The sequence below is a fragment of the Achromobacter ruhlandii genome, assembly GCF_902859695.1.
GTDB classification, from domain to species: domain Bacteria; phylum Pseudomonadota; class Gammaproteobacteria; order Burkholderiales; family Burkholderiaceae_B; genus Achromobacter; species Achromobacter ruhlandii.
In genome coordinates this window covers 294357-319175 of sequence record NZ_CADIJL010000001.1, presented here as the reverse complement: position 1 = coordinate 319175, position 24819 = coordinate 294357, and the positions used below count along the sequence as shown (strand labels likewise).

The following is a 24819-nucleotide window of genomic DNA, read 5'->3' as shown; positions in this document are numbered from 1 at the left end:
GCCGGTCAGCCCGCGCGCGCGGCGGGCGCCGCGCGGCTCACGACAAAAATGCCGGCGAGAATCAAGGCCATGCCGCCCAGCTCGACCGGCGACGGACGCTCGGACAGCACCGCCCACGCCATCAGCATCGCCACCACCGGCACGCCCAGGCTGGACAGGCCGGCAATCGAAGCCGGCACCCGCCGCACCACCTGCAGCCACAACAGCCAGCCGGCGGCCGTGGCGATCAGGACGATATAGACCATGCCGGCCCACAACTGCCAGCCCCACTGCGCCGGAATCTGCGGCACCAGCCACGCCACCGGCGTCATCACCAGTCCGCCGAACAGCATCTGCCAGGCCGTGAAGGTCATCACATCGGGCGCGTGACGCTCGAACATGCGCTTGGACAGCACCGTGCCCACGCCCCAGCACAGGCCGCTGCCCAACCCCAGCAGCACCGGCCGCATCTCGCCCACGCCGTGCCAGGGTTCGATGAACAGCACCAGGCCGATCGCGGCCAGGCCGATGCCGACGCCGTGGCGGGCCGTCGGCCGCTCGCCCAGCAGGCCCCACGCGAACAGCACCACCCAGAACGGCATGGTATAGGCCATCAACGACACCTTGCCGACGCCGCCGGATACCAGCGCGGTCTGCACGAAGCCCTGGAAACCGGCGGTCTGGGTCAGGCCGATCAGCAAGGTCAGCTTCCAGGACGGCAGGCCCAACGGCCGCCGGGTGGCGGCGGCCAGCGCGAACAGCACCAGCGCGCCGGTCACGTAGCGCAGCGCCACGAAATCGAACGGACCGATGTACGGCACGATCAGCTTCATCGCGATCCAGCTGCCCGCCCACACGAGGATGGTGCTGAACATCAGGGCCAGCCCTGCGCGATCGAAACTGCTGCGGCTCACGGCGGCGTCTCCAGTGAAAGTGGCGAAGGAAAAAACGACGATGCCCATGCCGGCAAACCGGCATGGGCATCTCGCATTATGCTCCCGTCGGGCGGGCAACCGTCCACGCCGTCCGCATGACGGACGGCGCGCGCCGCGTCACAGCGGCTTGGACAGTTGTTCCAGGATGGCGGGGTTTTCCAGCGTGGACACGTCCTGCGTCACTTCCTCGCCCTTGGCGACCACGCGCAACAGGCGGCGCATGATCTTGCCGGAGCGGGTCTTGGGCAGGTTGTCGCCGAAGCGGATGTCCTTGGGCTTGGCGATCGGGCCGATTTCCTTGGCCACCCAGTCGCGCAGCGTCTTGGCGATGGCCTGCGCCTCTGCGCCTTCGGGACGGGCGCTCTTGAGCACCACGAAAGCCACCACGGCTTCGCCGGTGGTGTCGTCGGGACGGCCGACCACGGCGGCCTCGGCCACCAGTTCGTGCGCGACCAGCGCCGATTCCACTTCCATCGTGCCCAGGCGGTGGCCCGACACGTTGAGCACGTCGTCGATGCGGCCCATGATCCAGAAGTAGCCGTCCGCATCGCGCTGCGCGCCGTCGCCGGCCAGGTAATAACCGCGCAGCTCCGACGGGAAGTAGCTCTTCTTGAAGCGCTCCGGGTCGCCCCAGATGTTGCGGATCATCGCCGGCCACGGACGCTTGATCACCAGGAAGCCGCCGTTGCCCTGGTCGACGTCGCCGCCGGTTTCATCGACGATGGCGGCGGCGATGCCCGGCAGCGGCAGCGTGCACGAGCCCGGCTTGGTCGGCGTGGCGCCCGGCAGCGGCGTGATCATGTGGCCGCCGGTCTCGGTCTGCCACCAGGTGTCCACGATCGGGCAACGCTCGCGGCCGACGTGCTTGTGATACCACATCCAGGCTTCGGGGTTGATGGGCTCGCCCACCGTGCCGATGATGCGCAGGCTGTCCAGGTCGTATTTGGACGGATGGGTCTCGGGCGCGGCCTCGGCGGCCTTGATCAGCGAGCGGATCGCGGTCGGCGCGGTGTAGAAGGTCGTGACCTTGTGGCGCGCGATCATGTCCCAGAAGCGGCCGGCGTTGGGGAACGTCGGCACGCCCTCGAACACCACCTGCGTCAGGCCGGCGGCCAGCGGCCCGTAGGTGATATAGGTATGGCCGGTGACCCAGCCCACGTCGGCCGTGCACCAGTAGACGTCGTCCTTGCGCGCGTCGAAGGTCCACTTGACGGTCAGCAATGCCCACAGCAGGTAGCCGGCGGACGAGTGCTGCACGCCCTTGGGCTTGCCGGTCGAACCGGAGGTGTACAGGATGAACAGCGGATGCTCGGCGTTGACCGGCACCGGCTCGCAGGTGTCGGCCTGGCCGGCCTCGACGTCGTGCATCCAGAGATCGCGGCCTTCGTTCCAGGCCACCTTGCCGCCGGTGCGGCGATAGACGATGACGCGCTTGACGGCTTCGCAGCCGCCCATGGCGATGGCGTCTTCCACCGCCGGCTTGAGCGGAATGGTCTTGCCGCCGCGCACCTGCTCGTCGGCGGTGATGACCAGCGAGGCGCCCACGTCGACGATGCGCTCCTGCAGGCTCTTGGCCGAGAAGCCGCCGAACACCACCGAGTGCGTCACACCCAGGCGGGCGCAGGCCTGCATCGCCACCACGGCCTCGATCGACATGGGCATGTAGATGATGGCGCGGTCGCCCTTCTTGTAGCCCAGCTTGGCGATGCCGTTGGCGAAGCGGCACACGCGCGCCAGCAGTTCGCGGTAGGTGACCTTGGTGACCTTGCCGTCGTCGGTCTCGAAGATGATGGCGGTCTTGTCGGCGTTGCCGTTGGTCAGGTGCACGTCCAGGCAGTTGGCCGAAACGTTCAGTTCGCCGTCGCCGAACCAGCGATAGAACGGCGCGTTGGATTCGTCCAGCACCTCGGTGAACGGCTTGGTCCACTGCAGGTTGTCGCGGGCCTGGCCGGCCCAGAAGCCGTCGAAATCCTTTTCGACCTGCGCGCACAGCGCGTTGTACGCGTCCATGCTGGGAATCGCGGCGCCCTGCGCCGCGCGCTCGGGCGGCGGGAACACGCGGGTTTCCACCAGTACGGACTCAATAGCATTCGACATGATCTTGTCTCCAATCTGTGATTCTGTTGTTGATGCCGCTTTTATCTGACTGCCCACTCGCAACCGTATCGCCGCGCTCTTACGGGCACCTTACGCAAAATACGGGCCATAAGCCCGTATCCCGCGGGAACGCGCGCCAAACATGGCGGCAACGGCATCGACAACTGACAGCGCAATACGCAACCCGCCGGACATCGCGCCGCCATCAAGCGCAGCGATGTCCGGGACTTCATAAGAATATCAGTTGCGGCGAACACCCGCGCCGTCAGGCGGCGCGGCGCGCCAGGCCGCGCGCCATGTCCACGCGCGACAGCAGGATCAGGCCGCCGACAAAGAACAGCCCGGTGACCAGGATGGCCAGGCGGTGGTTGCCATGCGTGGCCCAGGTCACCAGGCCGTAGGTCAGCGGGCCAATGACCGCGGCCAGTTGCACCGCGAATGTCCACAGCGAAAAGAATTCGGCCAGGCGTCCGGCCGGCGCCAGCGCGCCGGTCATGGCGCGGCCCGCGCTCTGCGTCGTGCCCATGCACAGGCCGGCCAGCGTCGCGGCCACCCAGAACACCGGCGCCGTCACCGCGGCGTAGGCCACCAGCACCATCAGGATCCAGCCGCACAGCGTGATCGCCAGCGCCGGCTTGTGGCCGATGCGGTCCTGCACATAGCCGAACGAGAACGCGCCGGCCGCGGCGCCGATGTTGACGGTGAACACCAACAGCATGATCTGCGGCGTGGTGAAACCCATGACCTCCGAGGCATACACCGCCGCAAGCGTGATCACCACCGAAATGCCGGCCTGATAGCAGGCGATGCACATCAGCAGGCGGCGGAACTCGGGAAAATGCTGGCCGGTCTCGCGCCAGGCATAGGCCAGGCGCTTGAGCATCGCCAGCGCCGCTTGCGGCTCGCCGGAAGGCCGCGCGCGCTCGCGCAATATGAAGAACGACGGCAGCGCCGCCAGCGCGAACACCGCACAGGTCACCAGGATGACACGCGGCACGAAATGCTCGGCGTCGAGCCCGTCGGCCTCGGCCAGCTTCACCACCACCAGCGACAGGCCCAGCGTGAGCATGCCGCCGCAGTAACCGAAGCTCCAGCCCCAACCCGATACCCGGCCCAGCGCGGAGGGCTTGGCCAACTCGGGCAGGAACGCCGCCACCACGGACTCGCCGACGCAATAACAGTAATTAGAGATGACGATGGCGGCCAGCGCCAGCCATACGTCGCCCGGCCCCGCCTGGGTCAACACCAGCGTGGCGGCCACGCAGCCGATGGTGCTGCTGTACAGCAGGCGCCGCTTGCCGGCGCGGGCGTCGGCTCGCGCCCCCAGCGTGGGCATCGTCAGCATGATAAGCAGATAGGACAGCGACAGCGCCGCGGTCCAGGCCAGCGTGGCCCACGGCGCGCGGCCGCCGACCACGCCGACGAAATAGGTGCTGAACACCGCCGTGAGGATCACGGTGGTGTAGCCGGAATTGGCGAAGTCGTACATGGCCCAGGCCCAGACTTCGCGCTTGGCCACGCCGGGGTTCAGCGGACTCCTGTCCGCCGCCCCGCCGGCGGAGACGGCGGCGCCATCGGGCGCCTGCCGCGGCGTTTCCTGGCTCACAGGCCCAGCGCGGCGATGCCAGCCTGGGCGATCTGGGCGTCTTCGGTGGACTTCACGCCCGACACGCCGACCGCGCCCACCACCTGGCCGTTGGCCACGATCGGCACGCCGCCTTCCAGCATGCCTTCGATCAGCGGCGCCGACAGGAAGGAATAGCGGCCATTGTTGATGATCTCTTCGTAGACGCGCGATTCGCGGCGCCCCAGGGCCGCGGTCTTGGCCTTGGCCGGCGCGATGTGCGAGGAAATGGGCGCGGCGTCGTCCAGCCGCAGCATGCCCAGCAGGTGGCCGCCATCGTCCGACACGGCGATGGTGACGGCCCACTTGTTCTGCAGGGCGTGTGCTTCGGCCGCGGCCAGGATTTTCTTGACGTCTTCGGCGCTCAGCACGGGTTTGGTATTCATTGCAGCGACTCCTTGATCTGTTCCAGGGCGGTGGGGTCTTCGATGGTGGTCAGGTCGCCGGGATCACGGCCTTCGCATACCGCGACAATGGCGCGGCGCAACACCTTGCCCGAGCGGGTCTTGGGCAAGGCGCCCACGAACCGGATCCGGGCCGGTCGCGCCACCGCGCCCAGCTGATCTTCCACCAGCCGCATGATATCCGCTTCCAGCTGCTTTGCGCCCTCCGGCGTCTCCGCCGTGGCCGGATTCTTCAGCACGGCGAAGGCCATCGCCACCTGCCCCTTGAGTGCATCGGCCACGCCCACCACCGCGCACTCGGCGATGCCGCTGTGGCTGTTGACCGACTCCTCGATCTCGCGCGTGCCCAGGCGGTGGCCGGCCACGTTGATCACGTCGTCGGTGCGGCCCAGGATGAACCAGTACCCATCCGCGTCGACCAGGCCCCAATCGAAGGTGGAATACACCTGGCGGCCCGGGATCGACGTGAAGTAGGTCTGCACGAAGCGCGCGTCGTCGCCCCATATGGTCGACATGGCGCCCGGCGGCAGCGGCGGCACGATGGCTACCACGCCCTTCTGGTCGGGGCCCAGGTCCTCGCCGCTGGACTCGCTGACGATGCGCGCATCGAAGCCATAGACCGGGAACGACGGACTGCCGAAACGGGTCGGCACCTTTTCCACGCCCGGCTGTGCCGACAGGATCGGCCAGCCGGACTCGGTCTGCCAATAGTTGTCGATGATGGGCTTGCCCAGCCCTTCGGAAATCCACTGCGCGGTGGGTTCATCCAGCGGTTCGCCGGCCAGGTACACCGCCCGCAGCGAAGACAGATCATGCTTGCGCAGCATGGCCGGATCCTGGCGCTTGAGCACCCGCACCGCCGTCGGCGCCGAAAACAATGTGTTGACGCCGAACTGTTCCACCAGCTTCCACAGGATGGCCCCGTCCGGCCGCACCGGCGTGCCTTCGTACAGCACGGTCGCCTGGCCGCCGATCAGCGGGCCATACACAATATAGGAGTGCCCCACCACCCAGCCGATGTCGCTGGTGCAGAAGAACGTATCGCCGGCCTTGCCGTCGAACAGGTACTCCATCGACGAAGCCAGCGCCACCGCGTAACCGCCGGTGTCGCGCTGCACGCCCTTGGGTTTGCCGGTGGTGCCGGACGTGTACAGGATGTAGCTGGGTTCGGACGACTCCAGCCAGGCCACCGGCACGCGGGCGCCGCGCTGGGCGGCGCGCAGCGTGGCGTAGTCCAGGTCGCGCCCGGGCACCGGCTCGAACGGCGCCAGGCCGCGGTCGAACACCACCACGGAAGCCGGCGGCGTCTTGCACAACCCCAGCGCCCGGTCCAACAAGGGTTTGTACGGCACCACCTTGCCCGCGCGCGAGCCGCCGTCGGTGCATACCACCACCTTGGGCGCGGCATCATCGATGCGCTGCGCCAGGTTGACCGAGGCAAAGCCGCCGAACACCACCGAGTGCACCGCGCCGATGCGCGCGCAGGCCAGCATGGTGAAGACCGCCTCGGGCACCATCGGCATGTACAGCAGCACGCGGTCGCCGCGCCCCACGCCCAGGTCCTGCAGCATGGCCGCGGCCGCATTCACCTCTTCATAGACGTCCTGGCGGGTATAGACACGTTCGCGCTCGACCTCGGTCGAGACCCAGATCAGGGCCGGCTTGTCCGCCTGGGTCGGCAGCCAGCGGTCGACGGCGTTGTAACAGAGGTTGGTCCTGCCGCCCACGAACCACTTGGCGAACGGCGGCCGGGAAAAATCCAGGACCGACTCGAACGGCGTCTCCCAATGCACGCGGTCGGCCTGCTCGCGCCAGAAGGCCTCCCGGTCGTGTACCGAGCGGTAATGGAAATCCCGGGTTTTTTGCATTTTTGTCTCCTGTTATTGTGCATACGCCTTAAGGCTGATTGCTTTCTTTTTGAATCCTTCGGTCATTTTGGTAGGCAAACCTTGCACCAGGCTTGCCGCAAGTCAAAAAATTCTGCCACGCGTCTACGCCGCACGGGCGCCGGGCTGGTTACAGTAACGAACCAGTCTTAAAAGTTTGGTAGAATCCCCCGCAAGTTGTAGACAACATATCAGTTGGTTCGCTGCTTGATTCCCGCTATTCAGGTGTTTTTTAGCGTTTTTGACGCTTTATTACCCGGAAAATGCGAAACAGGCGGCAACCTTCCCCAGGCGAATGCATCGACACTCCAAAAGCGCGCGACTGAATTCATCCTCTGGCCAGGCAAACCGCGGTCTGCGTTTGCTGGCGCTGGCGGCGTGCGTCGCGGGTCTGGCGGGTTGTGCAAGCACCAATCAAAAGTCCACCGCCTATACGTCCGAGATCGATCCGTACGAGACGGAATGGGTCGCCACCGCCGATGACCCCATCGGCATGCTGGTGGTGCAGAAATTCAAGCGTGAACGCCAGCGCAGCCACAGCGGTGTCAACAGCGACAACGCCATGGTCAGCGAAGCCCTGAACTACCTGGGCATCCGCTACCGCTTCGGCGGCAACTCCCCCGATACCGGTTTCGATTGCAGCGGCCTGGTGGCCTACACCGCCGAACGCTCGCTGGGCCTGAAACTGCCCCGCAACGCCGCCGAAATCGCACAACAGGGCGTGTCCATCGACAAGAACGAGCTCAAGGCCGGCGATCTGGTCTTCTTCAACACCATGGGCCGCCGCTATTCGCATGTCGGCATCTATCTGGGCGACGACCGCTTCGTGCACTCTCCCAGCTCTGGCGGCGTGGTGCGCGTCGAAAACATGACCATGGCGTACTGGTCCAAGCGCTACAACGGTGCCCGCCGCATCGACACCAGCCTGGTGGCCACGGCCCGCGCGGCCAACTGATTCCTGCCATTCTGACCGGCCGGCCTGGCCGGCGCCATCGTCCGAACGGCACGACCCGCGCACGCCGCCGCGCGGCCTGATCCAGACAGCAAAACGCCGCCGGACTTGCCAGTCCGGCGGCGTTTTTCATTCCTCTTCGCGGCGCGGGGCCGCAGGCCTGTTCGGCCTCCCCAGTTTTCAGTGTTGGTGGCGGCTCGGCACGATGTCAGTGGACCGCGGCTCCGGCGGCGCCCGCGCACAGGCCGCATTGCTGCAGGGCCTGCTGCATGCTGCACACCGAACGGCGACAAGCCACGACCCGGATACCGCCGCGCTGCGCCGCGTTGCGGAAGGTCTTCATGACGTTATGCCCCAGGAAGTCGGTCAACAGGATGACCAGCTGGGTGCCCGAGGGCAGCTGCAACGTCTTCTTCTGATGCGAGGGATCACGGCCACTGATGTGGTGCGTGATCGAAATGTTGTGTCCTTTGAGCAGATCCGGGATGTTGCCGAGCCTGTCGGCCCCCACTACCACTGCACTCAATCCTGCCGTCATGTTGAACCTCACTGGGTCGTTGAGACTGGATGTAATGATAATGATTCCTATTTTTTAGTCAACTCAAATGAGATCAGTTCTTATTTAATTATTTTTATGAGCTCATGGAAAGGGATAGCGAGCGGCCCCTTTCTCCGCGCTTCCCCGCGCCCTGGGCGGACAACGGGCAAGAAAAAAGGCGGTCTCCCGAACGAAGAACCGCCTTGGCTCGACACGCCGCCGCGCTTATTTCGGCACGCCCTGCACCGCCTCGGTCACGACCGCGCGGGTCAGGGACGGGGCCAGCATTTCCAGGAAGGTGTACACGTAGTCGCGCAGGAACACGCCGGCCTTGACGCCGACGCGCGTGGTGTGGGTGCCGAACAGATGCCCCACGGGCAGCCCGACCAGGCTCGAATCCCGTCGCGGATCGTAGGCCACCCCGGCGATGATGCCGATGCCCAGGCCCACGTCCACGTAGGTCTTGATCACGTCGGCGTCGATGGCTTCGAGGACGATGTCCGGGTGGATGCCCTGATTGGCGAAGACCTCGTCGATCGTGCTGCGGCCGGTAAAGGCGCGGTCATAGGTCACGATGGGGTATTCCGCCAGCTGCGCCAGCGACAGGCGCTTGGCGGCGCTGGAAGTCAATTCGGCCAACGGATGGTCCGGCCGCACCACCACGGTGTGCTCCCAGGCATAGACCGGCAGGGTCGCCAGGCCGGGCGTCAATGCCAGCGACTCGGTCGCCAGCGCCAGGTCGGCCTGCTCGTGCAGCACCATCTCGGCCAACTGCGCCGGGCTGCCTTCGGCCAGCGACAGGTGTACCTTGGGGAACTGCTTGCGGAACGCCGGGATCACGCGCGGCAGCAGGTAGCGCGCCTGGGTGTGGGTGCAGGCGATCACCAGGCCGCCTTCATCGCGGCGGGCGAATTCGTCGCTGACCTTCTTCAGATTGTCGACCTCGCGCATGATGCGGTCGATCACCTGCGACACGGCCAGGCCGGGCTTGGTCAGCCCTTTGATGCGCTTGCCGTGGCGTTCGAAGATCTTGATCCCGAGCTCATCCTCGAATTCGATGATGGCCTTGGATACGCCCGGCTGTGAGGTATAGAGCATCCGGGCGGCTTCGGTCAGGTTGAAGTCGCGCCGGATGGTTTCGCGCACAAAACGAAATTGCTGCAGGTTCATGAATTGGCCCCTGATAGACGGGCCAATTATAAGTAATAAAGACGCCTTGTTATATAACTTATTAATATAAGCTTAGGACAAGGCGTCCCTCTTTCAGCGCATCGAGATCGTGGTGTTCACGGTCTTGGCATGGGCCGACCAGCGCGCCGTGACGGTCTTGGTCTGGGTCCAGAACTGCACCGCCTGCTTGCCGTTGGGGCCCAGGTCGCCCAGCTTGGAGCCGCGCGAACCGGTGAAACTGAACCACGCCACCGGCACGGGGATCGGCACGTTGATGCCGACCTGGCCGACGTCGATGTTGTTCTGGAAGTAACGCGCCGCGCCGCCGTCCTGCGTGAACAGGGCAACGCCGTTGCCGTTGGGGTTGCGGTTGATGAATTCCACCGCCTCTTCCAGCGTTTCCGCGCCGACCACGCACAGCACCGGACCGAAGATTTCCTCGGTGTAGATGGTCATGTTCTCGGTCACGCCATCGAACACGGTCGGGCCGACGAAGTTGCCCTGCTCGAAGCCGGAGACCTTCAGGTTGCGGCCGTCCAGCAGCAGCTTGGCGCCTTCGTCCACGCCCTTCTGGATCAGGCTTTCGACGCGCTTCTTGGCGTTCGGCGAGACCAGCGGGCCCAGGTCGGCGGCGCGGTCCATGCCCGAATTGACCTTGAGTTTCTTGGCGCGCTCAACGAAATCGGGCAGCCAGTTGCGGGCTTCGCCCACCAGCACGGCCACCGACGAGGCCATGCAGCGCTGGCCGGCCGCGCCGAATGCCGCGCCCAGCAACTGGTTCAGCGCCACTTCCGGATCGGCGTCCGGCAGGATCACGCAGTGGTTCTTGGCGCCCATCATCGACTGGCAACGCTTGCCGGCCGCCGAAGCACGGTTGTAGATCTCGGTGCCGACGCGGGTCGAACCAATGAACGACACGGCCTTGATGTCGGGATGCTCGCACAGCCCGTTGGCCGTTTCCGGACCACCATGCACCACGTTCAGCACGCCCGGCGGCAGGCCGGCTTCCAGCGCCAGCTGCGCCAGGAACAGCGACGAGCTCGGGTCCTGCTCGGACGGCTTGAGCACGAAGGTATTGCCGCAGGCCACCGCGATCGGGAACATGAAGCACGGCAGCATCACCGGGAAGTTGAACGCGGTGATGCCCGCGCACACGCCCAGCGGCTGGATCAGCGTGTAGACGTCGATGCCCGAAGCGGCGTTCTCGGCGTACTCGCCCAGTTGCAGATTGGCGATCGAGCAGGCGTGCTCGACCACTTCCAGGCCGCGGCCGACTTCGCCTTCGGCGTCGGGCAGGGTCTTGCCATGCTCGCGGGTGATCATCTCGGCCAGCTTGGCGGTGTTGGCGCGCAGCAGTTCCTGGAACTTCAGCATGACGCGCATGCGCGCGCCCTGGCCGCTGTTGCGCCAGGTCTTGAAGGCTTCCTTGGAATTGGCGATGGCCTCGTCCAGTTCCGCGCGCGTGGCGAACGGCACCTTGGCCACGACTTCCTGGGTGGCGGGGTTGATCACGTCGCGCCATTCGGTGGTCTTGGACTGCACGAGCTTGCCGCCGATCAATAGCGGAACGCGGGGGACTTCACTCATTTGATGCTCCTCACACTGCATAGTCGATGCGGATGGATTCCGCGTTCTTGGATCTCGCGCGCGCGCCGCCGGGCGAGCCCTGGCGGCGCGCCGCGCCTTACTTCTGCACCAGCGGGCAGGCCGAATCGGCCAGCGGCTGGAAGGCCTCGGCCGCCGGAATGGTGGCCACCAGCTTGGAATAGTCCCAGCCGCCCTTGGACTCGGACGGCTTTTTCACTTCGTACAGATACATGTCGTGGATCACGCGGCCGTCGGGGCGGATCGAAGCGTTGCGCATGATCGGGTCCTTGATCGGCAGTTCGCGCATCTTGTCGGCCACCACCTTGCCGTCGGTGCTGCCCGAGGCCGCCACCGAACGCAGGTAGTGCAGCACGCTGGAGTACACGCCGGCCTGCGTCATGGTCGGCTTCAGGCCGCGGAAGGCCTTCTCGAAGCGGGTCGACCACTGGCGCGTGGCGTCGTCGTAATCCCAGTAGAAGCCGTCCACGTACGACAGGCCCTGGGCGCTCTCCAGCCCCAGCGCGCGCAGGTCCGACAGGAAGATCAGCAGCGACACCAGGCGCTGGCCGCCGGCCACGATGCCGAACTCGCGCGCCTGCTTGACCGCGTTGACGGTATCCTGGCCGCCGTTGGCCAAGGCCACGACCTGCGCCTTGGAGCTTTGCGCCTGCAGCAGATAGGAGGCGAAGTCCGGCGCGTTCAACGGATGCCGCACGCTGCCGGCGACGGTGCCGCCCAGCGCCTTGACCGCCTTGGCCGTGTCGGCCTCGAGCGAATGGCCGAAGGCGTAGTCGACGGTGATGAAGTACCAGGACTTGCCGCCCGCCCTGACCGTGGCCTTGGCGCCGCCGGCGGACTGCGAATAGGTGTCGAACATCCAGTGGAATCCGACCGGCGAGCATTCCTTGTTGGTCAGCGCCGTGGTGGCCGGGCCGGAGAACATCACGACCTTGTTCTTTTCGCGCGCGATGCCCTGCACCGCCAGCGCCACGGCCGAATTGGTCAGGTCGGCGATGGCGGTGACGCCGTCGCGATCGAACCATTCACGCGCCTTGGCCGCGCCCACATCGGCCTTGTTCTGGTTGTCGGCCGATACCAGCTCGATCTTCATGCCCTTGCACTCGGCCGCCAGGCAATCGTCGATAGCCAATTGCGCCGCCGCCACCGAACCGGGCCCGCCCATGCCGGCGTAGGTGCCCGACATGTCGGTCAGGATGCCGATCTTCACCGGCGGTTTATCCGCCGCGTACGCCTGGCCCAACAGCGCTGCGCCCAGACACAAGCCTGCGGCCAGCCCGCGTGCGTGCAATTCCATGGATTTGTCTCCTGAGTTTTATGCGTTATGGGGCCGTCTTCGCGACCCGCGGCTCCCGGAGCATTACCCCCAGGGCTGCCGACCCAGTGTAGATGTGTGAAAATCAACAAGCAACACCAGAAATGCACATTCCTTGTGCATCAATGCACAATCAATGCGGGGACGAAAAACATGCTGGATTGGGACAGCCTGCGGTATTTCCTGGAGGTCGCGCGAACCCAGCGCGTCAGCGCCGCGGCGCGCAAGCTGGGCGTCGAACACACCACGGTCTCGCGCCGTATCCGCGCCCTGGAAGCCGAACTGGACACGCTGCTGTTCGAGAAATCGCGCAGCGCCGGCTTCGTGCTGACCGAGGACGGCCAGCGCCTGTTCGTACACGCGGAGCAGATGGAGAGCACGGTGCACAGCGCCCGCGAGACGCTGTCCGGGATCGGCCAGGCGCTGTCCGGCCACCTGCGCATCGGCGCCACCGAAGGTTTCGGCAGCTACGTGCTGACGCCGCTGGCGGCCGATTTCCAGCGGCGCTATCCGCACATCACGCTGGACATCCTGCCGGTGCCGCGCTTCGTCAGCCTGTCCAAGCGCGAGGCCGACCTGGCCATCACAATCGAACGGCCCCAGCGCGGGCCCTACGTGTGCAGCAAGCTGTGCGACTACACGCTGCGCCTGTACGGCACGCCCGAGTACCTGGCGCGCCATCCGCCGATCCGCGGCCGCGCCGACCTGGCCGGCCACAGCTTCATCGGCTATGTCGACGAATTGCTGTTCAGCGAACGCCTGCGCTACCTGGAAGACCTGTTGCCGGCCAGCCGGGTGGTGTTGCGCAGCACCAGCGTGGTGGCGCAATACCATGCGGCGCTGCAGGGCCAGTCGCTGGCCATCCTGCCCTGCTTCATCGCGGCGCAGGACCCCAGGCTCAAGCCGGTGCTGGAAAAGGAAGTGGAGATCACCCGCTCGTTCTGGATGTACTGCCACGAAGACCTGCGCAAGCTCAAGCGCGTGACGGTGCTGTGGGAGTTCATCCGCAAGTCGGTGCTGAAGAACGCCGACCTGCTGGCCGGCAAGCGCGGCACGATGAAATACCTGCCCTGAAGCCGGCAGCGGCGGCGCGGGTCAGGCCGTGCCGACGGCCAGGCCCGGCAGCGGGACGCCGAGGCTGGCGGCCCGTCCGGCATGTCCCCGCGTCCCTGGGGCGGGCCGCGGGTCGAGCCGCTAGCTGTTCTTGGGCGCCTTGACGCGCAGGCGGCGCATCAACAGGAAGGCCGTGAAGGCGGCCACCACCAGGTGGATCGCCACGGTGCCGACGCCGAAACTGAGCTTGCCGTTGGAAATCCAGGCGCGCGACAGGTTGATCAGGTTCATGTACAGCAGGCCCACCAGACCGGCGATCAGCAAGTCGCCCGAACGTCCCAGGCGCGGGTTGACGGCGCCCAGCGGAATCGCCAGCAGCGCCAGGTTCAGCGCAGCCAGCGGCAGCGAGATGCGCCACATCACCTGCGACCAGCTGCTGGTGGTGTTGTCGGCCATCAGCTGCGGGGTGGTGCGCGCCTTGGCCGAGCGTTCGGCGGCGGCGCGCGCGGACGCGACCGGGTCGTCGCCGCCCTTGCTTTCCAGACGCAGCCCGTATTTATCGAAGTGCACCAGGCGGATCTCGGGCGTACCTGGCTTCAGGTCGTAGCGATGGCCCTCGCCCAGCACCAGGAAGCGGTCGCCGTTGGGCAGGGTTTCGCTGTGGGCGCTGCTGGCGGTCAGGACGCTGAGCCATTCCGGCCCGGTCTCGCGCGCGAACACGTTGCCCAGTTCGTCGGTCGGCTTGGCCGGATCCTCGGCGAAGAACACGCGGTTGCCGCCCGCCGATTCCGCGAACTGGCCCGCCGTGACCTTGGACAGATCGGAGCGCTGTTCAAAGCGTTCGTGGTATTCGCCGATCTGCCGATAGGCCCAGGGCGCGGCCACCAGCGTCAGCCCGGCCACCGCGATGGCCACGGGAATGGCGACGCGCAGCACCGGCTTGAGCCAGTCCGCCAGCGACAGGCCGCTGGCGAACCACACCACCATCTCGGATTCCCGGTAATTGCGCGTGACCGTGGTCAGCACCGCAATGAAGACCGACACCGCCAGGATGGTCGGCAGGGCCGTGATGGTGGACAGCGCGGCCAGCACGAGCACGACGTCCGCCCCGATGTTGCCGCCCGCCGCCTCACCGAGCAGGCGCACCAGCAGCACGCTGAGCCATACGATGAGCAACGTGGAAAAGACAACGCCAGCGTGACTGGTGATCTCGCTGACGACAGAGCGTTTGAATAGAGACATGGGAGAATATGCGGGATAATCGACCGCATCATACAGACGCACACGGGAAACCCTCATGGAATTTAGCACACAGACCACCGCTTCCCTGCACCAGATCAAAACCGCCGCGCTGGCGGTCGGGGTCTACGCCGACGGCGTGTTGAGCCCCGCGGCCGACCTGATCGACCGCGCCTCCAACGGCGCCGTGCGCGCCGTCGCCAAGAACGAGTTCCGCGGCCGCGCTGGTTCCACCCTGGTGCTGCGTTCCCTGCCGGGCGTGGCGGCCCAGCGCGTGGTCCTGGTGGGCCTGGGCAAGCAGGATGAATACGCTGCCCGCGCCCACGCCTCGGCCGAACAGGCCTTCGCCGCCGCCTGCGTCGCGGCCCAACTGACCGAAGGGGTGTCCACGCTGGTCGCCAACCCGATCGCCGACGTGCCCCTGGTTGCCCGCGCCCGCAGCGCCGCCATCGCCGCCGGCAGCGCCACCTATCACTACGACGCCAGCTTCGGCAAGCCCGACCGCGACGCCCGTCCCAAGCTCAAGAAAATCGTGCAGATCGTCGAGCGCGCGGACGCCGCCCAGGTCCTGAAGGGCCTGCGCGAAGGCGCCGCCATCGCCAACGGCATGGAACTGACCCGCACACTGGGCAACCTGCCTGGCAACATCTGCACCCCCACCTACCTGGGTGACACCGCCAAGCGCCTGGCGCGCGAATACAAGTCGCTCAAGGTCGAGGTCATGGACCGCAAGCAGGTCGAGGCGCTCGGCATGGGCTCGTTCCTGTCGGTGGCGCGCGGCTCCGAGGAAGCGCTGCGCTTCATCGTCCTGCGCCATGCCGGCAAGCCCGCCAAGAAGGGCGCCAAGGCATCCGAGGGCCCGATCGTGCTGGTCGGCAAGGGCATCACCTTCGACGCTGGCGGCATCTCGCTCAAGCCCGCCGCCACCATGGACGAAATGAAGTACGACATGTGCGGCGCCGCCAGCGTGCTCGGTTCGTTCCGCGCCCTGGCCGAGCTGGAACTGCCGCTGGACGTGATCGGCCTGATCCCGGCCTGCGAAAACCTGCCGAGCGGCAAGGCCAACAAGCCGGGCGACGTGGTCACCAGCATGGCCGGCCTGACCATCGAGATCCTCAACACCGACGCCGAAGGCCGCCTGGTGCTGTGCGACGCGCTGACCTACGCCGAGCGCTTCAAGCCGTCCACCGTGATCGACATCGCCACCCTGACCGGCGCCTGCGTGGTGGCCCTGGGCCACGTCAACACAGGCCTGTTCACCAAGGACGACGCGCTGGCCGAGGCCCTGTCGGCCGCCGGTCGCCAGGCGCTGGACACCGCCTGGCGCATGCCGATGGATGACGCCTACCAGGACCAGCTCAAGTCCAACTTCGCCGACCTGGCCAACATCGGCGGCCCCCCGGCCGGCGCCGTCACGGCCGCCTGCTTCCTGTCGCGTTTCACCAAGGCCTACCGCTGGGCCCACCTGGACATCGCCGGCACCGCCTGGAAGAGCGGCAAGGACAAGGGCGCCACCGGCCGTCCCGTGCCGCTGCTGATGCAGTTCCTGCTGGACCAGGCTTGACCCCGCACGCACGGAAACCGGCATGACGCGCATCGACTTCGCCTTCGGCGCGCCCGACCGCCTGCGCATGGCCTGCCAGGTGGTGCGCAAGCGCTACCTGGCGGGGCAACGCTTGGTGGTGTACTGTAAAGAAGGCTCGCGCCTGGCGGCCTTCGATCGCATGTTGTGGGCCTTCGACGACACCTCGTTCGTGCCGCATGTGCTGGCCAATGACCCGCTGGCGGCCGAGACGCCCGTCGTCCTGACCGCCGGCGATCCGCAGCAGGCGGCGCAGGCCGCCGGCGACGGCCCTTCGCCCTGGCTGCTCAATCTCGACGACAACTGCCCGCCGGGCTTCGAGACCTTCGAGCGGCTGCTCGAGATCGTCTCGGACGATCCCGATGACAAGCAGGCCGCGCGCCAGCGCTGGCGCGTCTATCAGGGCGCCGGCCACACGCCGCAAAGCCACGACCTGAGCCAACGGCAGCCGGGCGCCTGACCGCCCTCTCCGCCTCCCGCGCCGCCCCCGGCGGCGCCATCTCGACCCTCGGGAGCCCCCATGCCCCACCGCCCTTCCGACCCCGGTATCCCCACCTTGACCCAGCGGGCCGAGCCGACGCTGTCGCCGTCCACGCCGCCGGACATCGCGCCGCTGACCGATGTGGCGCGCGGGCGCGAATCCGCCCATGACAGCGACGCCTTCCCCCTGCTGACCGACATAGCTCGACGTGACGACGCCTTTCCGTTGCTGACGGACGTCGCCCGGGATGACGACGCCTTCCCGCTGCTGACCGACGTCGCCCGGGATGACGACGCCTTCCCGCAGCTGACCGACGTCGCCCGGGATGACGATGCCTTCCCGTTGCTGACCGACGCCGCCCGGGATGACGACGCCTTCCCGTTGCTGACCGACGCCGCCCGGGATGACGATGCCTTCCCGCTGCTGACCGATGTCGCCCGGCACGGCGCCGACGCGCCGCGTCCGGCTGAAGCGACCGATACGCCCGCCCTGCCGTCGCCCGCCGCGGTGGTCGCGCCAGCCGCCCCGGCCGCCGCATCGCCGCAGGCCTCGGTGCTGGCCGCCCGCCTGCAGGCGGAAGTCGAACAGGTCATGCGCCAGGCCCTGGCCGACGCCATTGAACAGATCCAGGCACGCATGGACGAGGAACTGCCGCGTATCGTGGCGCGGGTGATGCAGGACGTCAGGCCCGGTTGAAACCGGCTTGACCATCCCCATAACAGGGTCATGCCTGCCCGCCCTGCGCGCTAATGCTTCCGAAAACTGGATTCTTCAGGGAACTGTAAGGTATCCTTGGCATCTAAGCCTTCTAGGCAAATCAATTTCTGCCGTACACAGGAGTCCTCCATGAACGAATACCGTCCGTCCCCCTTTAACCGTTCCGGCACCCTCGCCGGCGCGCCGGGCGAGGTCGTGCGCAACAAAGTGCTGCGCAACACCTATTGGCTCCTGGCGCTCTCGCTGATCCCGACCGTATTGGGCGCGGCCGTCGGCCTGTACACCGGCATCAATCGTGTCATGGGCGCCAGCCCGGGCCTGTCCGCCATCGTGTTCCTGGTGGGCGCCTTCGGCATGATGTTCGCCATCGAGAAGAACAAGAACAACTCGCTGGGCGTGGTGTTGCTGCTCGCCTTCACGTTCTTCATGGGCGTAATGCTGTCGCGCCTGCTCGGCTTCGTGATGGGCTTCAGCAACGGCTCGCAGCTGGTGATGACGGCCTTCGGCGGCACGGCGATCGTGTTCGGCACGATGGCCACGCTGGCCACCACCATCAAGCGCGACCTGTCCGGCCTGCAGAAATTCCTGTTCATCGGCGCCGTCGTGATCCTGGTGGCGGCCCTGGCCAACATCTTCCTGCAACTGCCCGCGCTGATGCTGACCATCTCGGTGCTGGCCATCGTGATCTTCTCGGCGTTCATGCTGGTCGACCTGCAGCGCGTCGTGAACGGCGGCGAAACCAACTACGTGTCCGCCACGCTGGCCATCTACCTGGACGTCTACAACGTCTTCTCGAACCTGCTGATGCTGCTGGGCATCTTCGGCGGCAACCGCGAGTAAGCGCGCCGCTGTCACAGTCGCAAGGGCCTGCATGAACCATGCAGGCCCTTTTTCATTGGAGCGAGCCATGCCTGATCGCCGTCGATTCCTGCAGGCCGCCGCCTGCGCGCCGCTGCTGGCCCAGTCCTGGACGGCAAGCGCCCTGAGCCTCCAGCGGCCGATGCTGACCCGCCCGATCGGGGCCGCCGGCGACATGCTGCCGGTGATCGGCCTGGGCACCGCCGACACCTTCAATGTGTCGCCCTCGGACGCGGCCGCCATGGCGCCGCTGGCGCAGGTCGTGGACGCCTTGCTGGAGGCGCGCGGTTCGCTCATCGACACCGCCCCCAGCTACGGACAGGCCGAGGCCGTCACCGGCGCGCTGCTGGCGCGCGAGCCGGACCGGCGTGCGCTGGTGTTCCTGGCCACCAAGATCAGCACCCAGGGCCACGAGGCGGCCCGGCGCCAGATCGAGAACTCGCTGCGCGCGCTGCGCACGCAGAAGCTCGATCTGATCCAGGTCCACAACCTGATCGACACCCGCAACCAGCTGGCGCTGCTGCGCGACCTCAAGCAGCAGGGCGTGACGCGCTACCTCGGCATCACGCACTACACCAACGCCGCCCATGACGAACTGACCGAGCTGGTCGAGAAGGAAAAGCCCGACTTCCTGCAGATCAATCTGTCGGTGGGCGCGCGCAATGCCGAAAAGCGCCTGCTGCCGGCCTGCCAGGCCAACGGCGTCGCGGTGCTGATCAACCGCCCATTCCAGGACGGCGCGCTGTTCCGCCAGGTCCGGGACAGGCCGCTGCCGGCCCTGGCCGGTGAAATCGAGTGCACCTCATGGGCGCAGTTGTTCCTGAAATTCATCATCGGCCATCCCGCCGTGACCGCCGTCATCCCCGCCACCTCCAAGCCGGCCAACATGGTGGACAACGCGCGGGCCGGCTTCGGTCCGCAACCGGACGCGGCGCTGCGCGAACGCATCGCCGCCCTGCTGGGCTGAAGCCATGCGCGCCCCCGGCTCCTGGCGCCAGCGGGCGGCGCAAGCGCTGGGGATCCAACCCGGCGAGGTGGCGGCGGGCGCCTGCGGCTTCGCCTTCTTCTTTTTCCTGTTCTGCGGCTATTTCATGCTGCGGCCGATCCGCGAGACGCTGGGCATCCAGGCCGGCGTCGACCAGTTGCAATGGCTGTTCACGGCCACCTTCCTGGCCATGCTGGCGGTGGTGCCGCTGTTCGGCTGGCTGTCGGGCCGGGTGCCGCGCGCCACGCTGGTGACCTGGGCCTACGCGGTGTTCGCCGCCACCATGGCCGGCTACGCGGCGCTGTTCCACTGGCAACCCGATGGCGTCTGGGCCGCGCGCAGCTTCTACGTGTGGTTGTCGGTCTTCAACCTGTTCGTGGTCTCGCTCGGCTGGAGCCTGATGGCCGACGTCTTCCGCATGGCGTCGGCCAAGCGCCTGTTCGCCTTCATCGCCGCCGGCGCCAGCGCCGGGGGACTGTGTGGCCCCCTGTTGGGCGGCCTGCTGGCGGGCACGCTCGGCGCGGCGGGCCTGCTGCTGTTGTCGGCGCTGCTGCTGACGGCGACGCTGCCGCTCAAGCGCTGGCTGCTGCGCTGGCGCGCCGCGACCCGCCCCGAGGCCGAGACCGCCGAACTGGCGCGCCCGATCCCGGGCGCCATGCTGGCCGGACTGTCGCGGGTGTTCCAGTCGCCCTACCTGCTGGGCATCGCCGTGCTGGTGCTGCTGCTGGCCACGCTCAGCACCTTCCTGTACATGGAGCAGGCGCGGCTGGTGGCCGAGACCTTCCCGGACAGAGCGCAGCGTATCCGCGTCTTCGCCACGCTGGACTTCATCGTGCAGGCCCTGGCGCTGCTGTCGCAGCTATTCCTCACCGGCCGCGTCGCCGCCTGGCTGGGCGTGCGATTCCTGATGGCGGCGGTGCCGCTGGCCATGGCGCTGGCGTTCCTGGCGCTGGCGGCCTACCCGGTGTTCGCGGTGCTGGCCGTGGCCATGATCCTGCGACGCGCCGGCGAATACGCCCTGGTCAAGCCGGGACGCGAGATGCTTTTCACCGCGGTCTCGCCCGAGGACAAATACAAGACCAAGAACGTCATCGACACCGTGGTCTACCGCGCTGGCGACGCGGCCAGCGGCTGGGTCAAGGCCGGGGTCGACGCGCTGGGCCACGGCGTGGCGCTGATCGCCCTCCTGGGCGCGCTGTGCGCGCTGGCTGCGGCGGCGCTCGGCTACGGACTGGGGCGCAAGGCCGACCGCCAGCCGCCGCAACCTTAGATTCTTCCAAACACCCATCTGATAAAACCAAACGGAATCCCGACGCGGCCGCCGCACAATAGCGCAGCCCTCAACGTCCCGGGAACCGTCATGAAACGCTCCGCCAGCCTTGCCGCCCTGTTGCTTTGCCTGACCGCGCAGCCCGCGCTGGCCGAATACCCGGAACGGCCCATCACGATGATCGTGCCGGCCGCCGCCGGCGGCAACGCCGACATCACCGCCCGCCTGGTCGGCCAGGAAATGAGCCGCGTGCTGGGCCAGCCGGTAGTCATCGAGAACCGCGTGGGCGCGGGCGGCCGCATCGGCACCCAGGCGCTGGTGCGCGCCGCGGCCGACGGCTATACCATCGGCTACGCCCACGTCGGCACGCTGGTGCTGCATCGCTATCTCTTCAAGCAGCAGCTCTATGACCTGGACCGCGACATCACGCCGATCGGGCTGGTGGCCGAAACCCCCAACGTCATCGTCGTCAACGCCGCCTCGCCCTACCGCGATCTCAAGAGCTTCATCGACGCCAGCCGCGCCCAGCCCGACCGCCTGACCATGACGTCGGCCGATCCCGGCACCACCAGCGAAGTCGGCGTCAAGCTGTTCATCGCCCAGACCGGCGCGGCGGTGCGGCAGATTCCCTACAAGGCCACGGCCGCGCAACTGGCCGACCTGCTGGGCGGCCACGTCGATTCGATGATGGAGAACCTGCCGCCCCTGATCGGCAACCTGAAGGATGGCCGCCTGCGCGCGCTGGCAGTCACCACCAAGGCCCGCGCGACATCCAACCCGGATGTGCCGACAGTGGCCGAGCAAGGCTATCCCGACTACGAGCAATCGGCCTGGAGCGCGCTGGTGGCGCCGGCCGGCACGCCGCCCGCCGTCATCGCGCGGCTGAACGCGGCGATGAACGCCGCGTTGCGGGCGGAACCCGTCGCGCGTGAACTGCGCAGCCGCTCGCAGGAGCCGCTCGGCGGCGCGCCCGCCGACGTCCAGACCCAGATCCAGAAGGAACTGCCCAAATGGGAAAATCTCATCAAGGCCGCCGGCACCACGCTGGATTGATTCACCCTCGCCCGCGACCGGAAGCCACGCCATGATCAAGGTAAGCCGCGAAGACTTCAGCTGCGCCGCCGCCACCAACGCCTCGGCCTACCGGCGCGTGACCATCCCGGTGCTGAAGATCGAGGCCGGCCCCGGGCCGGCCGTGGCGCTGATGGCCGGCGTGCATGGCGACGAATGGGAAGGCCAGGCGGCCATCCTGCAGCTCTGGCAACTGCTGCCGGGCGTCCTGCAGCGTGGCACGGTCTACCTGCTGCCCGCCGCCAATGCCGAGGCCTCGCTGGCGGGCACGCGCCTGTCGCCCTCCGACGGCGGCAACCTGAACCGCGCCTTCCTCGGCGCGCCGGCGCGCGGCTATACCGAGAGCGTGGCCGCCGCCCTGGAGGCGCGGCTGCTGCCGCGCATCCAGGCGCTGGTGGACGTCCACAGCGGCGGCGCGTCGCTGCGCTATCTGCCGTCTTCGGTTGTCACGCGCTATGGTGATGATCCCTATGATGAACGCCTGCCGGCCCTGGCCCGCGCCTTCGGCATGCCGCATTGCGTCTTCTTTCGCGGCGGCGAATCCGGTTCGATGCCGGCCGCCGCCAGCCGCCTGGGCGTGCTGCGCCTGAGCGCGGAAATCGGCGGCGGCGGCGAAACCACCCGCGCGCTGGTGGAACGCTGCCGCGACGGCCTGCTCGGCTGCCTGGCCGAACTGGGCCTGCTGGCCGCCGCCACGCCACGCCAGCCGGCCCCGTTGCTGCACGACCTGGACGCGCCGGCCGCCACCCTGCTCAGCCGCGAACCGGGCGTGTTCATCCCCGCCGTCGATCTGGGCCAGACCGTGACCGCCGGCCAGACCATCGGCCAGCTCATAGAACCCGCCCGCCCCGATCTGCCCGCGCGCGCCCTGGCCAGCCCGCAGGCCGGCACCGTCGTCTGCCTGCGCGCCATCGCCCGCAGCGACGACGGCGACTGCCTGCTGCAGGTCGCACCCGCCCTTCCCCTGGACTCCCTTGCCTCGTTGTACTGACCCATGCTGATGAACCCCCGCTTGTCCGGCCTGCGCTGCATCCGCTGCGACAGCCACCTGCCGCCCGCCGACTACCCGGAAGGCTGCCCGCATTGCCTGGAGGCCGGCCATCCCGCGTCGCTGGAATGCCAGTACGCCGCAGGCTCTGGCGACGCAATCGACCTGCCGGTGCTGGACCCCGTCACGCTGGGTGAAGGCGCCACGCCCTGCCTGGACGCGCCCGCGCTGGCGCAGGCCGAGGGCGTGGGCCGGCTCTGGCTCAAATGCGAGAGCGCCAACCCCACCGGCAGCCACAAGGACCGCATGGCCGCGCAACTGGTGTCGCGCGCCCGGCTGGCCGGCGCCACGCGTGTGGCCGCGGCTTCCAGCGGCAACGCCGGCGTCTCGCTGGCGGCCTATTGCGCCGCCGCCGGTTTGCAGGCCGACATCGCCATCACCCGCAACTGCCCGCCGCTGCAGCGCGAGGCCATGCAGCGCTTCGGCGCCCGTCTGACCGCGTTCGACGACAGCCTGGGCCGCTGGCCCCATGTCGCCGACCTGTGCCGCAACCAGGGCGCTTTCGCTGGCACCAACTATCTCAACCCGCCGGTCGGTACACACCCCTACGGCGTCGAAGGCTACAAGCCAATCGCACAGGAATTGTTCGACCGCTGCGGCCTGCCCACCGACATCGTCGTGCCGACCGCGCGCGGCGACCTGCTGTGGGGCATTCTGCTGGGCTGGCAGCAATTGCTGCGCGCCGGCCGCATCCCCCGGCTGCCACGGCTGCATGCGGTCGAGCCGTACGCCCGCCTGTCGCGGGCGCGCGCCGCGGGCGATGCGCGCGGCCTGTGGGAAGGGGCCACCGACCAGTACTCGATCGCCGGCGGCACGGTCACGCTGCAATCGCTGGAGGCGCTGACGCGCTCAGGCGGCTCGCCGGTCGAGGTCTCCGATGCCGCCGCCGCCCAGGCGCAGCAGCGGCTGGAGCGCCTTGGACTGGCTACGGAGCTGTCGTCGGCCGCCGCGCTGGCGGCGGTCACGCGGTTGCGCCGCGCCGGCCAGCTGGATGCGGAATCGTCGGTGGTGCTGATCCTGACGGCGGACGGCCGCCGCGGCTAGGCGGCGGCAACGGCTGCGCGGGCCGCGCGCCCGTCAGCCGCGCTTGACGCCGTAGCGTTCCACCAACGGCGCCAACGCCGCGCGCAGGCAGGTCGCCCAGTACTTGCCAGCCTCCGACAGCGGCCGGCTGCCATGCAGGATCATGTGGCATTCGAAATGCACCGGCGCCGCCAGCGGCCGGTGGCACAAGCCCGCGGCTTCCAGCCCCACCGCGGTGGCGGGGTTGGCGATGCCGACGCCATGGCCGGCCAGCGCCAGCTGGCACACCGTGCTCGAGTACGGCGTCTCGATCGCGACGCGCAGGCCGAGGCCGGCCTGCAGCACCAGCGCGTCCAGCCGCTGGCGCGAGGCATCCTCGGCATTCAGGGCGATCACGTCCACCTCGGCCAGTTGCGCCAGGCTGACCTGCTCCAGGCGCGCCAGCGGATGACCGCCCGGGAACACCGTCACGGCCCGCAGGCTGGCCAGGCGGTGGCCGCGCAGGCCCTCCAGTTCCGACTCATCGGCCACGGCAGCCAGATCGAGTTCGCCCGACACCACCATGTCGCGCAGCGTGTTCGAATCGCGGATCTGCAGATACAGGGGCGTGTCCGGATAACGCTCGCGAAAGCGCGCGATGGTAGCGTTGACGATCGCCCCGCTGTAGGCATGGATGCAGCCGATGCGCAGGCGCGGCTGGGCCGCGCCGCGGATCGCGCGGATCTTGCGGCCCAGGCTTTCCAGGCCGACGTTCAAACGGCGGATTTCCTCGTACAGCAGCGTGGCCTCGGGCGTGCGCTGCATGCGCTGGCGCACGCGCTCGAACAGCCGCAATTCGATGCTGGCCTCGAGCGCGGCCAGCGTGGCGCTGACCGTGGCCGGCGACACATCGAGCCGCCGGGCCGCGGCGGTCACGCTTTCCGTTTCATAGACGGTGCGGAACGTCTCGACCTGCTTGAGCGTGAAGGTCATGGCCGGCGCCCCGCG

The 24819-nt window shown here is 67.8% G+C and carries 22 protein-coding genes; 11 read left to right on the top strand and 11 right to left on the bottom strand.

Annotated features, from left to right (window positions below; translation table 11 throughout):
* Positions 1 to 5 precede the first annotated feature (5 nt).
* From HV742_RS01415 to HV742_RS01395, 5 genes are all read right to left on the bottom strand, one after another.
* On the bottom strand, positions 6 to 893 hold the full coding sequence (locus HV742_RS01415) for a DMT family transporter (RefSeq protein WP_175144323.1): 888 nt from the start codon (positions 891 to 893) through the stop codon (positions 6 to 8).
* 138 nt (positions 894 to 1031) lie between these two features.
* Positions 1032 to 3011 (bottom strand): acetate--CoA ligase, encoded by a 1980-nt coding sequence (acs, locus tag HV742_RS01410; protein WP_049072210.1) that lies wholly within the window; start codon positions 3009 to 3011, stop codon positions 1032 to 1034.
* A 265-nt stretch (positions 3012 to 3276) separates the two neighbouring features.
* Positions 3277 to 4617: an MFS transporter gene (locus HV742_RS01405; protein ID WP_054416774.1), complete on the bottom strand. Its 1341-nt coding sequence runs from the start codon at positions 4615 to 4617 to the stop codon at positions 3277 to 3279.
* Positions 4614 to 5021: a heme-binding protein gene (locus HV742_RS01400; RefSeq protein ID WP_054416771.1), complete on the bottom strand. Its 408-nt coding sequence runs from the start codon at positions 5019 to 5021 to the stop codon at positions 4614 to 4616. Before HV742_RS01400 ends, HV742_RS01405 begins: the two co-directional genes overlap by 4 nt.
* On the bottom strand, positions 5018 to 6907 hold the full coding sequence (locus HV742_RS01395; RefSeq protein WP_054416770.1) for a propionate--CoA ligase: 1890 nt from the start codon (positions 6905 to 6907) through the stop codon (positions 5018 to 5020). The genes HV742_RS01400 and HV742_RS01395 overlap by 4 nt, the downstream gene beginning before the upstream one ends.
* 313 nt (positions 6908 to 7220) lie before the next feature.
* Between HV742_RS01395 and HV742_RS01390 the strand changes: the two genes are divergently transcribed.
* Complete coding sequence (locus HV742_RS01390; RefSeq protein ID WP_049072205.1) at positions 7221 to 7880, top strand: C40 family peptidase; 660 nt, start codon at positions 7221 to 7223, stop codon at positions 7878 to 7880.
* 205 nt (positions 7881 to 8085) lie between these two features.
* On the opposite strand, the gene HV742_RS01385 is transcribed toward HV742_RS01390, so the two are convergent.
* The 4 genes from HV742_RS01385 to HV742_RS01370 form a co-directional block, all read right to left on the bottom strand.
* Positions 8086 to 8415, bottom strand: a complete 330-nt coding sequence (locus HV742_RS01385; RefSeq protein WP_006389316.1) for a DUF2325 domain-containing protein — start codon at positions 8413 to 8415, stop codon at positions 8086 to 8088.
* Between the two features lie 225 nt (positions 8416 to 8640).
* Positions 8641 to 9585, bottom strand: coding sequence for a CysB family HTH-type transcriptional regulator (locus HV742_RS01380; protein ID WP_049072204.1), 945 nt, complete (start codon positions 9583 to 9585; stop codon positions 8641 to 8643).
* 93 nt (positions 9586 to 9678) lie between these two features.
* On the bottom strand, positions 9679 to 11172 hold the full coding sequence (locus HV742_RS01375) for a CoA-acylating methylmalonate-semialdehyde dehydrogenase (protein ID WP_049072202.1): 1494 nt from the start codon (positions 11170 to 11172) through the stop codon (positions 9679 to 9681).
* A 97-nt stretch (positions 11173 to 11269) separates the two neighbouring features.
* Complete coding sequence (locus tag HV742_RS01370; protein ID WP_049072200.1) at positions 11270 to 12487, bottom strand: ABC transporter substrate-binding protein; 1218 nt, start codon at positions 12485 to 12487, stop codon at positions 11270 to 11272.
* Between the two features lie 171 nt (positions 12488 to 12658).
* On the opposite strand from HV742_RS01370, the gene HV742_RS01365 reads away from it, so the two are divergent.
* The gene (locus HV742_RS01365) at positions 12659 to 13579 is read left to right on the top strand and encodes a LysR family transcriptional regulator (RefSeq protein ID WP_049072197.1); all 921 of its coding nucleotides are present in this window, start codon (positions 12659 to 12661) and stop codon (positions 13577 to 13579) included.
* Positions 13580 to 13699: 120 nt separating this feature from the next.
* On the opposite strand, the gene lptF is transcribed toward HV742_RS01365, so the two are convergent.
* Positions 13700 to 14800 (bottom strand): LPS export ABC transporter permease LptF, encoded by a 1101-nt coding sequence (lptF, locus tag HV742_RS01360; protein WP_054416769.1) that lies wholly within the window; start codon positions 14798 to 14800, stop codon positions 13700 to 13702.
* Between the two features lie 55 nt (positions 14801 to 14855).
* Between lptF and HV742_RS01355 the strand changes: the two genes are divergently transcribed.
* The 9 genes from HV742_RS01355 (at position 14856) to HV742_RS01315 (ending at position 23853) form a co-directional block, all read left to right on the top strand.
* On the top strand, positions 14856 to 16361 hold the full coding sequence (locus HV742_RS01355) for a leucyl aminopeptidase (protein WP_175144322.1): 1506 nt from the start codon (positions 14856 to 14858) through the stop codon (positions 16359 to 16361).
* 22 nt (positions 16362 to 16383) lie between these two features.
* On the top strand, positions 16384 to 16839 hold the full coding sequence (locus tag HV742_RS01350; RefSeq protein ID WP_049072187.1) for a DNA polymerase III subunit chi: 456 nt from the start codon (positions 16384 to 16386) through the stop codon (positions 16837 to 16839).
* Between the two features lie 60 nt (positions 16840 to 16899).
* The gene (locus HV742_RS32180; RefSeq protein ID WP_254600902.1) at positions 16900 to 17556 is read left to right on the top strand and encodes a hypothetical protein; all 657 of its coding nucleotides are present in this window, start codon (positions 16900 to 16902) and stop codon (positions 17554 to 17556) included.
* Positions 17557 to 17706: 150 nt separating this feature from the next.
* The gene (locus tag HV742_RS01340) at positions 17707 to 18417 is read left to right on the top strand and encodes a Bax inhibitor-1/YccA family protein (RefSeq protein WP_006393496.1); all 711 of its coding nucleotides are present in this window, start codon (positions 17707 to 17709) and stop codon (positions 18415 to 18417) included.
* A gap of 67 nt (positions 18418 to 18484) precedes the next feature.
* Positions 18485 to 19402: an aldo/keto reductase gene (locus HV742_RS01335; protein WP_175144321.1), complete on the top strand. Its 918-nt coding sequence runs from the start codon at positions 18485 to 18487 to the stop codon at positions 19400 to 19402.
* Between the two features lie 4 nt (positions 19403 to 19406).
* Entirely contained in the window at positions 19407 to 20690 is a 1284-nt protein-coding gene (locus HV742_RS01330) for an NTP/NDP exchange transporter (RefSeq protein ID WP_068950195.1), read from the top strand.
* A 90-nt stretch (positions 20691 to 20780) separates the two neighbouring features.
* The gene (locus HV742_RS01325; RefSeq protein WP_175144320.1) at positions 20781 to 21743 is read left to right on the top strand and encodes a Bug family tripartite tricarboxylate transporter substrate binding protein; all 963 of its coding nucleotides are present in this window, start codon (positions 20781 to 20783) and stop codon (positions 21741 to 21743) included.
* Between the two features lie 31 nt (positions 21744 to 21774).
* The gene (locus tag HV742_RS01320) at positions 21775 to 22752 is read left to right on the top strand and encodes a M14 family metallopeptidase (RefSeq protein WP_175144319.1); all 978 of its coding nucleotides are present in this window, start codon (positions 21775 to 21777) and stop codon (positions 22750 to 22752) included.
* 3 nt (positions 22753 to 22755) lie between these two features.
* A complete protein-coding gene (locus HV742_RS01315; RefSeq protein ID WP_175144318.1) occupies positions 22756 to 23853 on the top strand; it encodes a pyridoxal-phosphate dependent enzyme in 1098 nt (365 codons plus the stop codon).
* Positions 23854 to 23886: 33 nt separating this feature from the next.
* Here the strand turns inward: HV742_RS01315 and HV742_RS01310 are convergent, their stop codons facing one another.
* Entirely contained in the window at positions 23887 to 24804 is a 918-nt protein-coding gene (locus tag HV742_RS01310) for a LysR substrate-binding domain-containing protein (protein WP_175144317.1), read from the bottom strand.
* Positions 24805 to 24819 lie beyond the last annotated feature (15 nt).